This window comes from Stenotrophomonas sp. YJH_SMC_94-11 (assembly GCF_059370435.1).
This window is the reverse complement of sequence record NZ_JCAFTR010000008.1, coordinates 167,663-181,042: the sequence shown is the minus strand read 5'-3', so window position 1 is coordinate 181,042 and position 13,380 is coordinate 167,663. Positions and strand designations below refer to the sequence as shown.

General features: G+C 67.8%; 14 protein-coding genes. 7 read left to right on the top strand and 7 right to left on the bottom strand.

The window, feature by feature from the left end; translation table 11 throughout:
* Positions 1 to 46: 46 nt before the first annotated feature.
* A complete protein-coding gene (locus tag AC5P74_RS15050; RefSeq protein WP_005415602.1) occupies positions 47 to 589 on the top strand; it encodes a type 1 glutamine amidotransferase domain-containing protein in 543 nt (180 codons plus the stop codon).
* A 38-nt stretch (positions 590 to 627) separates the two neighbouring features.
* On the opposite strand, the gene AC5P74_RS15045 is transcribed toward AC5P74_RS15050, so the two are convergent.
* The 4 genes from AC5P74_RS15045 to AC5P74_RS15030 form a co-directional block, all read right to left on the bottom strand.
* A complete protein-coding gene (locus AC5P74_RS15045) occupies positions 628 to 1,224 on the bottom strand; it encodes a YceB family lipoprotein (protein ID WP_005415603.1) in 597 nt (198 codons plus the stop codon).
* 81 nt (positions 1,225 to 1,305) lie between these two features.
* Positions 1,306 to 1,845, bottom strand: coding sequence for a hypothetical protein (locus AC5P74_RS15040; protein WP_495204997.1), 540 nt, complete (start codon positions 1,843 to 1,845; stop codon positions 1,306 to 1,308).
* A 56-nt stretch (positions 1,846 to 1,901) separates the two neighbouring features.
* Positions 1,902 to 2,210 carry a DUF3861 family protein gene (locus tag AC5P74_RS15035; protein WP_005415605.1) on the bottom strand — a complete coding sequence of 103 codons (309 nt, stop codon included), beginning with the start codon at positions 2,208 to 2,210 and terminating at the stop codon, positions 1,902 to 1,904.
* Positions 2,211 to 2,503: 293 nt separating this feature from the next.
* Positions 2,504 to 2,902, bottom strand: a complete 399-nt coding sequence (locus AC5P74_RS15030) for an HU family DNA-binding protein (protein WP_005415606.1) — start codon at positions 2,900 to 2,902, stop codon at positions 2,504 to 2,506.
* A gap of 372 nt (positions 2,903 to 3,274) precedes the next feature.
* On the opposite strand from AC5P74_RS15030, the gene AC5P74_RS15025 reads away from it, so the two are divergent.
* Positions 3,275 to 3,706, top strand: a complete 432-nt coding sequence (locus tag AC5P74_RS15025; RefSeq protein ID WP_206620589.1) for an OsmC family protein — start codon at positions 3,275 to 3,277, stop codon at positions 3,704 to 3,706.
* 99 nt (positions 3,707 to 3,805) lie between these two features.
* Here the strand turns inward: AC5P74_RS15025 and AC5P74_RS15020 are convergent, their stop codons facing one another.
* Together AC5P74_RS15020 and AC5P74_RS15015 are read right to left on the bottom strand one after the other, a co-directional pair.
* Positions 3,806 to 4,684: a PhzF family phenazine biosynthesis protein gene (locus tag AC5P74_RS15020; RefSeq protein WP_346607324.1), complete on the bottom strand. Its 879-nt coding sequence runs from the start codon at positions 4,682 to 4,684 to the stop codon at positions 3,806 to 3,808.
* A gap of 71 nt (positions 4,685 to 4,755) precedes the next feature.
* Complete coding sequence (locus tag AC5P74_RS15015) at positions 4,756 to 5,631, bottom strand: PhzF family phenazine biosynthesis protein (RefSeq protein WP_346607325.1); 876 nt, start codon at positions 5,629 to 5,631, stop codon at positions 4,756 to 4,758.
* Positions 5,632 to 5,706: 75 nt separating this feature from the next.
* Here AC5P74_RS15015 and AC5P74_RS15010 point away from each other — a divergent pair, with 75 nt between their 5' ends.
* The 4 genes from AC5P74_RS15010 to AC5P74_RS14995 all read left to right on the top strand — a co-directional run bounded on the left by AC5P74_RS15010 (position 5,707) and on the right by AC5P74_RS14995 (position 11,753).
* Complete coding sequence (locus AC5P74_RS15010) at positions 5,707 to 8,301, top strand: bifunctional aspartate kinase/diaminopimelate decarboxylase (RefSeq protein WP_061479209.1); 2,595 nt, start codon at positions 5,707 to 5,709, stop codon at positions 8,299 to 8,301.
* Positions 8,302 to 8,377: 76 nt separating this feature from the next.
* A complete protein-coding gene (murL, locus tag AC5P74_RS15005; protein WP_329841454.1) occupies positions 8,378 to 9,730 on the top strand; it encodes a UDP-N-acetyl-alpha-D-muramoyl-L-alanyl-L-glutamate epimerase in 1,353 nt (450 codons plus the stop codon).
* Complete coding sequence (gene murD, locus AC5P74_RS15000; protein ID WP_053496872.1) at positions 9,711 to 11,120, top strand: UDP-N-acetylmuramoyl-L-alanine--D-glutamate ligase; 1,410 nt, start codon at positions 9,711 to 9,713, stop codon at positions 11,118 to 11,120. The genes murL and murD overlap by 20 nt, the downstream gene beginning before the upstream one ends.
* Before the next feature lie 99 nt (positions 11,121 to 11,219).
* A complete protein-coding gene (locus tag AC5P74_RS14995) occupies positions 11,220 to 11,753 on the top strand; it encodes a hypothetical protein (RefSeq protein ID WP_053496874.1) in 534 nt (177 codons plus the stop codon).
* Between the two features lie 60 nt (positions 11,754 to 11,813).
* Here the strand turns inward: AC5P74_RS14995 and AC5P74_RS14990 are convergent, their stop codons facing one another.
* Positions 11,814 to 12,410 (bottom strand): SMI1/KNR4 family protein, encoded by a 597-nt coding sequence (locus AC5P74_RS14990; RefSeq protein ID WP_053496876.1) that lies wholly within the window; start codon positions 12,408 to 12,410, stop codon positions 11,814 to 11,816.
* A 133-nt stretch (positions 12,411 to 12,543) separates the two neighbouring features.
* Here AC5P74_RS14990 and AC5P74_RS14985 point away from each other — a divergent pair, with 133 nt between their 5' ends.
* Positions 12,544 to 13,329, top strand: coding sequence for a dienelactone hydrolase family protein (locus tag AC5P74_RS14985; RefSeq protein WP_372485658.1), 786 nt, complete (start codon positions 12,544 to 12,546; stop codon positions 13,327 to 13,329).
* The last annotated feature ends 51 nt before the right edge of the window (positions 13,330 to 13,380 follow it).

Genomic DNA, 13,380 nt, shown 5'->3' with positions numbered 1-13,380 from the left:
AGGGCCGTTCGTCCATGCTGTGCACTCCCCCAACTGGAGTGCACCCATGGCAGAGCGATTGAAGGGCAAACAGATCGCAATCCTCGCGACCCACGGCTTTGAACAGTCCGAATTGACCGAGCCCAAACGGCTGCTGGAAGCGGAAGGTGCGCGGGTCAGCGTGGTGTCGCCCGCAAAGGAGGCGACCATCAAGGGCTGGAAAGAGAAGAACTGGGGCGACGCCGTCGCGGTCGACATTCCGCTGGACGAGGCGGATCCGGCGGGCTTTGATGCCCTGGTGCTGCCAGGGGGCGTCATCAACCCGGACACACTGCGCACCGACGACGCGGTGCTCAGCTTCATCCGCTCAGTGGATGAAGCCGGCAAGCCTGTCGCGGCGATCTGCCATGGTCCGTGGCTGCTGATCAACAGCGGGCTGGCAGATGGCCGCGAGCTGACCTCCTGGCCCTCCCTTCAGCAGGACCTGGCCAACGCGGGCGCGAACTGGCGCGATGCCGAGGTCGTGGTCGACGGCAACGTGATCACCAGCCGCAAGCCGGATGACATTCCTGCTTTCAGCGAGGCGGTGGTCAAGGCACTTGCCGCGTGATGCCTTGCCGGTAGTGCCGGCCGCCGGCCGGCACTACCTTATTTGCCCAGCAGGCCTGCCGGCACCAGGTTGCCCAGGTTCTGGTTGAAGGTGACCACCAGCTTGCCGTTCTTGACCTGTGCCGCCTGCACCTGCAGCGCGCCGAGCACCCCGGCCACGGCCGGGTCCAGCTTGTAGATCGGTTCGCGCTGGGCGTAGTCGCTCAGCCAGGCATTGAGCAGGCCGCGGGTGCGTGAGTCGAGGCGGCCGCCCTGGTTGGCCGGGGTGAAGTCATCCACGCTGGGCTGCTGCAGGTGGAAGCCCTGGGTCTGCGCGTCGTAGCGCAGGCCGCTGCTGAGCTTCACCGTACCCAGTTTGGCCGGGTTGCCGCCGGCGGTGGCCAGTGCCACGTCCATGCCAAGGTTCAGGCGCTCGCCGGCCGGAAGGCTCAGCTGAGGATGGCTCATGGTCAGGGAGATCAGGCCGCCAAGGGCGTCCTGGGTGCGCGGGAAGCTGCCATCGAGGTACTGCTGCACGTCGCTGGCACCCACCGACAGTTCGCGGCCGGAAATGGAGGGAGCCGCCTGCGCGCCGATCGCAGCGGCGATCAGTACGGTGGAGGCAGCGAGGCGGGTCATCAGGGAACGCAGGCGCATGGCGGTGACCGATGGCAGGGAATGGATGGATCAAAGAGTAGCCGTGCAGGCTGAATCGCGCGTGCATGCGGCTGTAACGGTTCAGTCCAGCATCGGACGCAGTTGCGCCGACTGGATCTGCCAGGCGCTGCCATCGCTGCTGGGTTGCACGCGGTACCAGCCACCGAAGCGGAACGTACCGTTGGCGGTGACCGCGCGGATCTGCACCGGCACTTCAAGCAGCTGCGGTGGCTGCCGATCGTCGCGGGCGAGCGGGGGTTCGCTGTGCAGGCGCAGGGTGCGCAGGTCCTGCAGCTGCCGCAGCGCGGCGTCGTCCGCATGCCGCGGGTCGCTGGGCGGGATCGTCCAGGCGGCATCGCTGGCGGCGCGGTCGCGGTTGAGCAACGCCGCTACGTAGCGGTTGAGCATCGTCGATGGCGGCTCGGCACCGTCGGCGACAGCCGACAGCACCGGCATTTCACTTGCCTGCACTGCTGCGGGATCGGGGCCGGTGCGGGTGTCCGTGGCTGCCGTGGCAGCGACGGGAGCGGACGCTGTCGCGATGTCGCCGGTCGTCTGTGCTGCCGGGCGTGAACAGCCCAGCAGCACCAAGGGTGCGATCAGCAACAGGTTCCTGCGCATGTCTGCCTCCTCCGCGAGGCAACCTGGAGGGCGGCAGTGTAGCGATTGCGCCGGGATCAGCGGGAGGAGGGCAGCTGATCCAGAGCGTCCAGCGCTGGCAGGACCTGGCCGGCGATGGCCGCCAGTGCGTGGCCGCCGGTCTCGGCATGGCGCTGCACGATATCGCGCAGCAGCTGGGTGGCGATCACCAGGGTCGCACGCTCGTCGCCGCTGATACCGGCGGTACGCGGGGCCGCCTCCAGCAGGCGCATCAGGTCGCGGCTGGCGCGATGCTCCAGTTCGATGGTGCAGCGCCCTGTGCACTGCAGCCCGTCCTTTTCGATGGGGGTCACCGAGATCCGGTAGCGGGTGGAGGGGCTGGCCATGAGGGTGTGCTCGCCGTAGCTGTGGAGGATGTGCCCACCATAGGCAAGGCCACGGCCTGAGGCGACGGCCGGCGCTGCACGCAGTGTTCCACCCGGTACGTTCCAGCACCTGCCCAAGCCGCGCTCGGCCAGTGGCGACGGGCCTGTACGGGCATTGCCGGGGAGGCGGCAACGCTGTGTTGCGGGTTGCCGCAGCGCGACGCGTCCACGCATGGCGTGGATCTACCGCCGGGCACGCAAAAAAAACGGGACGGCCAGAGCCGTCCCGTCGGAATCCACGTTGGGGCGCGCGCTTACAGCGCGGCGTCCTTCAGCTTCTTCAGCGGACGCACCTTCAGCTTGGTGGTGGCCGGCTTGGCGGCGAACCACTGCTCTTCCTTGGTGAACGGGTTGATGCCCTTGCGCTTCGGCTTGGCCGGCACATTGACGGTGGTGATCTTCAGCAGGCCCGGCAGGGTGAAGGAGCCAGCGCCCTTCTTGTGCACCGAGGAGGCGACGGCGCTTTCCAGCGAGGCCAGCACAGCGCGGACGTCCTTGGCGATGACGCCGGAGGCTTCAGCGATGTGTGCAACCAGGCCGGACTTGGTCAGCACTTCCTTGATCGGCTTCGGAGCGGCCGGCTTGGCGGCTGCCTTCGTCGCGACTTTCTTCGCTGCCTTCTTCGGGGCAGCCTTCTTAGCGGTCTTTGCCATGGTTTCCTGTTCCGTGAACGGTTGGTTGTTTGGTCGGCGCCGAACCCCGTCGGCAAGCGCAATGTAGGGCAACTCTTGGGCGCCGCCAATAGCCCCATGCGCGGAAAGTGCATGTTTTTTCATATCCAGGCCGATTCAGTACATGGTCGGCGGTGGGGGATGGGGGCACGCCAGCGTGTTCGATCGCCGGCGCCCGCCGATCGGTGGGGTGCGCGAAACCACTGAAAACAAGAGGAAAATGCGTTCCGGGCTGGCGAGGAAGTGTCCACGCGCCGGGCTCGGGGACGACGTCCGGCGTGCGGCGGAGCGACGCAGGGCTAACGCGTGGCGTGCCAGGGTAGCCGTTCATCACCGCCACGCAGGAGCAGCACAATGGGAATCTCGCGACACGCCACCGCGCACTGGGAAGGCGATCTGAAGACGGGCAAGGGCCAGTTGAGCACGCCGCAGAGTGGGCTGCTGGAGAAGACCCGCTACGGTTTCAACAGCCGCTTCGGCGACGAAAAGGGCACCAATCCGGAAGAGCTGATCGCCGCCGCGCACGCGGGTTGTTTCACCATGGCGCTGTCGGCCAAGCTCGGCGAAGCAGGCTTCACCCCGACCTCGCTGGACACCGAAGCCAAGGTCGACCTGTCGCTGGAAGGCGGTCCGCAGCTGTCGCAGATCCGCCTGAAGGTCAGGGCGGTGGTGCCCGGCATCGATGCGACGCAGTTCCGTGCCATTGCCGATGACGCCAAGCAGAACTGCCCGGTATCCAGGGCGCTGAGCGCGGTGCCGATCAGCCTGGAAGCCGAACTGGGCTGAGCCGGCGCATCTGTAGAGCCGAGCCCACGCTCGGCTTCTGCAGGTCCCGTGATCTGGCCGAGGAGCAGCCGAGCGTGGGCTCGGCTCTACAGTATCCCTTTACCAATCAAGGGTGCCGGTGATCACCGTCTGCACCTGGCCGCCCGACCAGACCTCGCCGTCCTCGTCGACCCGCAGGGTCAGGCGCGCATCGTGGCCGACCTCGCGGCCCTGGCTGACTTCGAACGGCGCACGGTCACGTGGCAGCGCGTCGCGCAGGTCCAGCCACGCGGCCAGCACTGCATTGGCGGCCCCCGAGGCGGCGTCCTCGAAGCGCCGACCATTGCCGACGAAAGCGCGCACGGCCAGATCGAATCCCTCACTGCCATCGCTGAAGGCATAGGCGAACACGCCCATGCTGTCGGTGGACTCGGCCAGCGCAGCCACCGCGTCCCAGTCAGGGCGCAGCGCGCGTAGCGCTGCTTCATCGGCCACCTGCACCACCCACCAGCTGCGTCCGCCCTGCATGCGCGCCGGCGGCAGCGAGCCCAGTGGCCAGTCCTTCAGTGCTGCCCGCAGGCGCGGATCGGTGGCTTCAGCGGTCTCCGCCAACTGCGCGCGCGGGGTGCGGATGGCGATGCGCTGCTGCGCGCCCTCACCGCTGACGCGTAGCGGCAGGGCGCCGGCAATGCCGTCCTGCACCAGCACGCCATCGATCGGTGTGGCCAGGCCTGCCTGCAGTACCGCATGCGCCGTGCCGACGCTGGGGTGGCCGGCGAACGGCACTTCCTTCTGCGGGCTGAACATGCGCAGCCGGTAGCTGGCACCGGCGGCCTGGGGCGGGAACACGAAGGTGGTCTCGGGCAGGCGCGTCCAGCGTGCGATGGCCTGCATGCTGGCCTCGTCCAGGCCTTCGGCATCGAGTACCACGGCCAGCGGGTTGCCAGCGCCGGCGCGCGGGGAGAACACATCCAGCTGCAGGAAACGGCGGGTGGTCATCGGGGCGAAACTCCAGGATCGGGTGGCGCGCAGCTTAACGCGCCGCTGCAGCGCCGAGCCTACGCTCGGCTTTACAGCCAACGGATCTGGCCGTCGATGACCGGCTGCACCTGGCCGCCGATCCATACCGTGCCCTGCGCATCGACCTGTACCTGCACGCGACCATCGCGACCGACTTCGCGGCCCTGGCTGGCCACGTAGCGGCCCTCGCGGCCGGGGAGGGCATTGCGCTGCCGCAGCCAGGCGCCGATCTGTGCATTGGCACTGCCGGTCACGGGATCCTCGGGCACGGCGGGCGCATCAGCGGGGCAGAAGGCACGCACCACGCGGGTGTGGCCGGTGCCGGCTTCATCGGCGAAGACTGCCAGGCCTGTAGCGTCGGTGGCGAGGCTCCAGTCGGCCAGCGCGGCCATGTCCGGTGCCAGCTCGCGAACGGCGGCGGCATCGCGCAGTGGCAGCAGCCACCAGCGTGCGCCGTTGTCCCAGAGTTCGGGCACCTGCCCGTCGGCAGCGAGCGCCAACAGCGCGGCGGGCGCTCCGTCTGCCTCCGTGTCCAGTTGCCGTGCCGGCGGGCTGGCCAGCTGGATCTCCATTGCCTCGGCCGGGCCGCTCACCCGTACTGGCAGCACCCCTGACGCGCATTGCTGCAGCAGGGCGCCGTCGCGCGGTTGGGCCAGGCCGCAGGTCACCGCCGCCCAGGCGGCGCCGACGCTGGGGTGGCCGGCGAAGGCCAGCTCACGGGTCGGGGTGAAGATGCGGATGTGGTAGTCGGCGCCGGGCGCGGTGGGGCGCAGGAAGAACACCGTCTCGGACAGGTTCAGCCAGGCGGCCAGGGCCTGCATCTGGCTGCTGGAGAGCGCGTCGGCGTCCAGGATGACGCCCAGTGGATTGCCGGTTCCGGGGCGGGGGGCGAAGACATCGAGCTGCAGGTAACGAAGGACGGCCATCTACGGGGATATTGCGCTTAGAATCAAAGGTTCCGCCCCCGAGGGCGGCTTCCCCACATTCTACATAGCCAATCCATGTCAGCTTCCCCCCTTGTCGATCGTTGGATCGTACTGAAGTTCGGCGGCACTTCGGTGTCGCGTCGTCACCGCTGGGACACGATCGGGAAGCTGGCGAAAAAACGCGCGGAAGAGACCGGATCGCGCGTGCTGGTGGTGGTATCGGCGCTGTCCGGGGTCACCAACGAACTGACCGCGATTGCCGACGGCGCGCCGGACAGCGGTGATCGCGTGGCAGCGCTTGTCGAGCGCCATGAGGGCTTCCTGGCCGAACTCGGCCTGGGCCGCGAGGTGTTGGCCGAACGGCTGGCGGCGCTGCAGGGCCTGCTCGACGATGCGCGGGCGGCCACCCGTCCGCTGGATTGGCAGGCCGAAGTGCTGGGCCAGGGCGAGCTGCTGTCCTCCACCCTGGGCGCGGCCTATCTGCGCGCCTCGGGCCTGGACATGGGCTGGATGGACGCCCGCCAGTGGCTGGACGCGATGCCGCCGCAGCCGAACCAGAGCGACTGGTCGCAGCGCCTGTCAGTGAACTGCCAGTGGCGCGCAGACGCGGAGTGGATGCAGCGCTTCCGCGCGCAGCCGACCCGCCTGCTGATCACCCAGGGCTTCATTTCGCGGCATGCCGATGGCGGTACCGCCATCCTTGGCCGTGGTGGCTCGGATACCTCGGCGGCGTACTTCGGTGCGCTGCTCGGCGCCAGCCGGGTGGAGATCTGGACCGATGTGCCGGGCATGTTCAGCGCCAATCCGAAGGACGTGCCGGACGCGCGCCTGCTGACCCGCCTGGACTATTACGAGGCGCAGGAAATCGCCACCACCGGCGCCAAGGTGCTGCACCCGCGCTCGATCAAGCCGTGCCGCGATGCCGGCGTGCCGATGGCCATCCTCGATACCGAGCGCCCGGAACTGCCGGGCACCAGCATCGATGGCAGCGCCGCACCGGTGCCGGGGGTGAAGGCGATCAGCCGCCGCAATGGCATCGTGCTGGTGTCGATGGAAGGCATCGGCATGTGGCAGCAGGTCGGCTTCCTGGCCGATGTGTTCAACCTTTTCAAGAAGCACGGCCTGTCGGTGGACCTGATCGGTTCGGCCGAGACCAACGTCACCGTGTCGCTGGACCCGTCCGAGAACCTGGTCAACACCGATGTGCTGGCCGCGCTGTCGGCCGACCTGTCGCAGATCTGCAAGGTGAAGGTGATCGTGCCGTGCGCGGCGATCACCCTGGTGGGCCGCGGCATGCGGTCGCTGCTGCACAAGCTGTCGGACGTGTGGGCGACCTTCGGCCGCGAGCGCGTACACATGATCTCGCAGTCGTCCAACGACCTGAACCTGACCTTCGTCATCGACGAGGCCGATGCCGATGGCCTGCTGCCGATCCTGCACGCAGAGCTGATCGACAGCGGCGCGATGCCGGTGGAAGAGACCGAAGTGTTCGGCCCGCGCTGGCGCGAGATTGCCGGCACCGTGCGCCCGCGCGGCACGCCGTGGTGGCGCGGCCAGCGTGCGCACCTGCTGCAGCTGGCCGATGCTGGTACGCCGCGCTACGTCTACCACCTGCCGACGGTGCGTGCCCGCGCCCGTGCGCTGGCCGCGATCAAGCCGATCGACCAGCGTTACTACGCGATCAAGGCCAACAGCCACCCGGCCATCCTGCAGCTGCTGGAAGCGGAGGGCTTCGGCCTGGAGTGCGTGTCGCACGGTGAGCTGAAGCATGTGTTCCAGCACCTGCCGGAACTGTCGCCCAAGCGCGTGCTGTTCACCCCCAGCTTCTGCCCGCGCAGCGAGTACGAGGCGGCGTTCGCGCTGGGCGTGACCGTGACCGTCGACAACGTGGAAGCGCTGCAGCGCTGGCCGGACCTGTTCCGCAACCGCGAGCTGTGGCTGCGCGTCGATCTGGGCCGGGGCGAGGGCCACCACGCCAAGGTCCGTACCGGTGGCAAGGAGTCCAAGTTCGGCCTGCCGATCGCCCGCGTCGACGAGTTCGTGCGCGCGGCCACCGAACTGGGCAGCCGCGTGGTGGGCCTGCATGCGCACCTGGGCAGCGGCGTGGAAACCGCGCAGCACTGGCGCCTGATGTGCGATGAGCTGGCCGGTTTCGCTCGCCGCATCGGCAGCGTACAGACCATCGATATCGGGGGCGGCCTGCCGATTCCGTACAGCGACGAAGACGAACCCTTCGACCTGGACGCCTGGGCCGAGGGCCTGGCCGAGGTCAAGGCACTGCACCCGGCATTCCGCCTGGCGATCGAGCCGGGCCGCTACCTGGTGGCCGAATCGGGCGTGCTGCTGACCCATGCCACCCAGGTGGTGGAAAAGGACGGTGTGCGCCGTGTGGGCCTGGACGCCGGCATGAACGCACTGATGCGCCCGGCGCTGTACGACGCCTGGCATGACATCGAGAATCTCAGCCGCCAGGGCGGTTATGCCGAAGCGGCGTTCGATGTGGTCGGGCCGATCTGCGAATCCAGCGATGTGTTCGGCAAGCGCCGCAAGCTGCCGGTGTCGACCGCGCCGGACGACGTGATGCTGATCGCCGATGCCGGTGCCTACGGCTATGTGATGGCCAACACCTACAACCAGCGGATGCTGCCGCGCGAAGACGTGATCGAATGACCACCGCACGCGTCCTGCACCCGCCCACCGACACGCCCCGCGCCCTCGCGCGGGCCCGTGCCTGACCGGATACACCATGACTGCTTTCGACAAACACCAGGTTTCCCGCTTCCGCTTCGTCCGCTGCGACTTCGCAGCGGATACCGGCGTGGCCCGGCTGGTCTATGCCTTCGACGACGGCCCCGAGATGGTGGAGACCATCACTGTGCCGGGTGCCCCGTTCGTGCTGGACGAGGCGCGCGCCGCTGCCGTGCAGCGCGCGCTGCAGCTGCTGCACCTGATTGCCGGCGTCAGCTACTACAAGGCCGGCGTACCGGATACGGTCAGCATCGACAGTTACAGCATCGATGCCGATACCGCCGCACTGGTGGAGACCATTTACCTCAATGGCCTGGGCGAATTCGCCTACCGTAACGGCCTGAACCTGCGCGGCCGCTTCCGGTTGCCGGTGCAGGGCGAGGCCGGGCAGGCGCCGGCGCTGGGCCTGCAGCCGCACGCACTGGTGGCCATCGGCGGCGGCAAGGATTCGCTGGTCAGCATCGAAGCGCTGCGCCGTGCCGGCGTGGACGAGACCGTGACCTGGATCGGTGGTTCGCAGCTGATCCGCGCCTGCGCCGAGCGCACCGGCCTGCCGACATTGAACCTGGGCCGCACGCTGGCACCGGAACTGTTCGAGTTGAACCGCCAGGGCGCCTGGAACGGCCACATCCCGGTGACGGTGGTGAACTCGGCAATCATGGTGCTGGCGGCCCTGCTGCACGGCGTGGACCAGGTCGTGTTCTCCAACGAGCGTTCGGCCAGCTACGGCAGCCAGATTCCGGGCACCGGCGAAGTGAACCACCAGTGGTCCAAGGGCTGGGCCTGTGAGCAGGCGTTCGGCAGCCATGTGCAGAAGTACGTTGCGGCGGACCTGCAGTACTACTCGCTGCTGCGCCCGATGTCCGAGCTGGCGGTGGCCCGCCAGTTCGCCAAGACCGATTTCTACGACGCGCACTTCTCCAGCTGCAACCGCAATTTCCACATCCTCGGCGAGCGCCCGGTGAACCGCTGGTGCGGCGTCTGCCCGAAGTGCCATTTCGTGTTCCTGGCGCTGGCTCCGTTCATGCCCAAGACGCGCCTGGTGCGCATCTTCGGCCGCAACCTGCTGGACGATGCCGAGCAGGCCGCTGGCTTCGACGCGCTGCTGGAGTTCCAGGACCACAAGCCGTTCGAGTGCGTGGGCGAAGGCCGCGAATCGCGTGCGGCGATGGCGACCCTGGCCCAGCGCCCGGAATGGAAGGAAGACGTGTTGGTGAAGCGCTTCTGCAATGAAATCCAGCCGCAGCTGGATGCCGCCGAACTGGAACTGGCGCCGCTGCTGCAGTTGCAGGGCGAGCACCGCGTTCCGGCTGCGCTGTGGGACCGGGTGCGTGAAGATTTCGAAGCTTGAAGGAAAGCGCGTCGCGCTGTGGGGCTGGGGCCGCGAGGGCCGTGCCGCGTTTGCGGTACTTCGTGAGCGCCTGCCCACGCTGCCGCTGAGCCTGTTCTGCCCGGCGGCCGAAGTCGGGGCCGCACGCATGGAAACACAGGGCGCCCTGGACGTGCGTGGCGAGCCTTCCGCTGAAGCGCTGGCCGCGTTCGACGTGGTGATCAAATCGCCCGGCATCAGTCCCTATCAGCCGATCGCGCTGGCGGCGGCAGCGCAGGGCACCACCTTCATCGGCGGCACTGCGCTGTGGTTCGCCGAGCATGCGGCTGACGATGGCATCGTGCACGACACCGTGTGCGTGACCGGCACCAAGGGCAAGAGCACCACCACCGCGCTGGTCGCGCACCTGTTGCGCGCGGCCGGCCACCGCACCGGACTGGTCGGCAACATCGGCCTGCCGCTGCTGGAGGTGCTGGACCCGCAGCCGGCGCCCGAGTACTGGGCCGTCGAGCTGTCCAGCTACCAGACCGGTGAAGTGGCGCGCAGTGGCGCCCACCCGCAGGTGGCAGTGGTGCTGAACCTGTTCCCGGAACACCTGGACTGGCACGGCAGCGAACGGCGTTACATCGAAGACAAGCTGCGGCTGGTGACGGAAGCCGCGCCGCGCATTGCCGTGCTCAATGCGGCCGATCCGCACCTGGCGGCACTGTCGCTGCCCGATAGTGAGGTGGTCTGGTTCAACCAGCCGCAGGGCTGGCATATGCGGGGCGACATCGTGCATCGCGGCGAACAGGCGGTGTTCGATACCCGCGACACGCCGCTGCCGGGACGCCACAACCGCGGCAATCTGTGCGCGGTGCTGGCTGCACTGGAAGCGCTGGGCCTGGATGCCGTGGCGCTGGCACCGTCAGTGCAGGATTTCCGCCCGCTGCCGAACCGCCTGCAGCGCATCGGCGTGGCCGATGGCCTGACCTACGTCAATGATTCGATCAGCACCACGCCGCATGCCAGCCTGGCCGCGCTGGAGTGCTTTGCTGGGCAGCGCATCGCGCTGCTGGTGGGCGGGCACGACCGTGGCCTGGATTGGACCGACTTCATGCAGCACATGGCGCACGATGTGCCGCCGGTGGAGATCGTGACCATGGGCAGCAACGGCCCGCGCATCCACGCGATGCTGCAGCCGCTGGCCGATGCTGGCCGCTTTGGCCTGCACGCTGCGGGCGATCTCGCCGAGGCGATGGCGTTGGCGCGCATGGCGCTGGGCGCACAGGGCGGGGTGGTGCTGCTGTCGCCGGGTGCGCCGAGCTTCGGGGCCTACCGCGATTACGTGGCGCGCGGACGCCATTTCGCCGAACTGGCCGGGTTCGATCCGGACAGCATCAGCGCGATTCCGGGGTTGGGCATCGCCTGACCGGCGGGATCGGGGGGCGGATCCCTTTCCGCGGGAAAGGGTTCTGACCCCATCGTGCATTTATCATGCAGGCATCCCCGGACGGACCCGGATGCCCGCATGTGCACCTTCATTACCCTGTTCCTGCCCGCATCCTTATCGCACGTTGAAGCCGCCGCGATCATGCAGCGCAGTGGCCGGCGCCTGTTTGCGCAGGATTCGCCCAGCCTGCAGTCAGCGGTCGGGCCCGGTTGGCAGCCGTGGTTGAGTGCCGTGCACTGCGATTGCGGCACGTCGCTGGCCTCGGCGCAGGCGGTTCGTGAGTGGAACGGCGATGCCGAACGCTGGCGCAGGAAGGGCTGGAGCGAAGCGAAGATCGCGCGCGCGTTGGCGGCGCAGTTGGCGCGGCATGAACAGGATCAGCAGGCACGCCGCGATGAAGCCCTGGATGATGCCGGCCAGTGGTTGCAGCGTATCGACGCGCTGTTGCAGGCTGGGGCCGCGCGCATCGGCCTGCTGGTGCGCGACTATGACGGTTCGGTGGGTGCCCGGCAGCCGAAGCCGCCGGAACGGCGCTGGTCGCGGGATCAGCTGGCCGCAGCGGACCTGCTGGCGTTCGAGCCGGGCACGTTGCATTGGATCGAGCGTGGGTGAGGTCGTCATCCACGCATGGCGTGAATCTACTGTAGAGCCGAGCCCATGCTCGGCTGGGTTTCAATCCTCGTCCTGGTCGATGAACGCATAATCGCGATCAATCATCTGTTGCAGGTACGCGTCGAAGCTGGGGGCGATCACTGCGTAGCTGTCCGGATCGTGCAGGTAGCGCACCACCTGGCCGACCGTACCACCCGGTGCCGGATCGAAATCCAGGTACAGCATCGAGGTGCCGCCGTTGTTCATGCAGTGCGAGAAGCACAGGCGCCTGCTCATCGGCAGATCACCGTCGATGCCTTCACCGAGGATCTCCGGCTCCTCATCCAGCCACTCTTCGTAGATGGAACGGATGCTGTCGTCCCACTGCTGCTGGTCCTCGAAGATCTGCGCGACCGAGCGCAGGTAGTACGGGTAGCCACCGTCCTCCACGTCCGAGCCCAGCATCAGTACGCAGACCTTGCCGCCGGGGTACTCCCGGTAGTGGGTGCCATCCACGCGCGATAGAAGTTCCACCAGGCTGCCCGGCACCTGCGGCCACTGCACACGCAGGCGCTGCAGGTCCTCGGCGCTGGCGCCCTGGACATGTGCCCACTGCGGGGCATCCTCGGCAGGCAAACGCGGGATCAGGCCAGACAGAAAGCGATCAACAAGATTCATGCAAAAAAAGGGGACGGAGGGGATTAAGTCGTATCCAACCACACCTGCGTCACGCCGCCAATGCAGAATGCGACGCGGGAGGGGCGAATACGGCTTAATCCCCTCCGTCCCCTTTTTCTTGTGGAGCAGGCGCATGAATCGTTGGCGATGCGGTGTGGCGATGATGCTGGGGCTGGCGACGATGCCGGCCTGGGCGGCGATGAAGACGCAGCCGGTGGAGTGGAAGCACCAGGGCACGACCTTCAGTGGCGTGCTGGTCTATGACGATGGTGGGCACGACAAGCGCCCGGGCCTGGTGATGGTGCCGAACTGGAAGGGTGTGAACGAGTCGGCCATCGAGAAGGCCAAGCAGCTGGCCGGTGATGACTACGTGGTGCTGGTGGCCGATGTCTATGGCAAGGACGTGCGGCCGAAGAGTGATGCGGAGGCGGGGCCGGTGGCCAGCAAGCTGCGCAATGACCGGCCGCTGCTTCGTGCGCGTGCACTGGAAGCGGTGAACGTGCTCAAGGCGCAGGCCGGCAAGGTGCCGCTGGATGCCAGCCGGATCGGTGCGGTCGGTTTCTGTTTCGGTGGCACCACGGTGCTGGAGCTGGCCCGCGCCGGTGCGCCGCTGGCCGCTGTGGTCAGCCTGCACGGTGGGTTGGGTTCGCCCTTGCCGGCGCAGGCCGGTGGCACCCATCCGTCCGTGCTGGTGCTCAATGGGGCCGATGACAAGAGCGTGACCGCCGAGGACATCGCCGCTTTCCAGAAGGAAATGGACGCGGCCAAGGTCGATTGGGAGTTCACCAACTACAGCGGTGCCGTGCACTGCTTCGCCGAGCGCGACGCCAACAGCCCGCCGGGGTGCCAGTACAACGAGCGGGCGGCAAAGCGCGCGTGGAAGGCGTTGGATGAGTTCTTCGAGGAACGGTTCCGGTAAACAAATGCGTGCCGACCAACGGTCGGCACCGACCGGAATGCCGGTTTGGTG

Excerpts from the sequence above, each read along its gene's own strand:
- AC5P74_RS15015 (WP_346607325.1), bottom strand. The coding sequence starts at position 5,631 with ATGGCCGTCCTTCGTTACCTGCAGCTCGATGTCTTCGCCCCCCGCCCC.
- AC5P74_RS14985 (WP_372485658.1), top strand. The coding sequence starts at position 12,544 with ATGAATCGTTGGCGATGCGGTGTGGCGATGATGCTGGGGCTGGCGACG.
- AC5P74_RS15050 (WP_005415602.1), top strand. The coding sequence starts at position 47 with ATGGCAGAGCGATTGAAGGGCAAACAGATCGCAATCCTCGCGACCCAC.
- AC5P74_RS15040 (WP_495204997.1), bottom strand. The coding sequence starts at position 1,845 with ATGCGCAGGAACCTGTTGCTGATCGCACCCTTGGTGCTGCTGGGCTGT.
- AC5P74_RS15045 (WP_005415603.1), bottom strand. The coding sequence starts at position 1,224 with ATGCGCCTGCGTTCCCTGATGACCCGCCTCGCTGCCTCCACCGTACTG.
- AC5P74_RS15020 (WP_346607324.1), bottom strand. The coding sequence starts at position 4,684 with ATGACCACCCGCCGTTTCCTGCAGCTGGATGTGTTCTCCCCGCGCGCC.
- AC5P74_RS15025 (WP_206620589.1), top strand. The coding sequence starts at position 3,275 with ATGGGAATCTCGCGACACGCCACCGCGCACTGGGAAGGCGATCTGAAG.
- AC5P74_RS14990 (WP_053496876.1), bottom strand. The coding sequence starts at position 12,410 with ATGAATCTTGTTGATCGCTTTCTGTCTGGCCTGATCCCGCGTTTGCCT.
- AC5P74_RS15010 (WP_061479209.1), top strand. The coding sequence starts at position 5,707 with ATGTCAGCTTCCCCCCTTGTCGATCGTTGGATCGTACTGAAGTTCGGC.
- AC5P74_RS15035 (WP_005415605.1), bottom strand. The coding sequence starts at position 2,210 with ATGGCCAGCCCCTCCACCCGCTACCGGATCTCGGTGACCCCCATCGAA.
- murL (WP_329841454.1), top strand. The coding sequence starts at position 8,378 with ATGACTGCTTTCGACAAACACCAGGTTTCCCGCTTCCGCTTCGTCCGC.
- AC5P74_RS15030 (WP_005415606.1), bottom strand. The coding sequence starts at position 2,902 with ATGGCAAAGACCGCTAAGAAGGCTGCCCCGAAGAAGGCAGCGAAGAAA.
- AC5P74_RS14995 (WP_053496874.1), top strand. The coding sequence starts at position 11,220 with ATGTGCACCTTCATTACCCTGTTCCTGCCCGCATCCTTATCGCACGTT.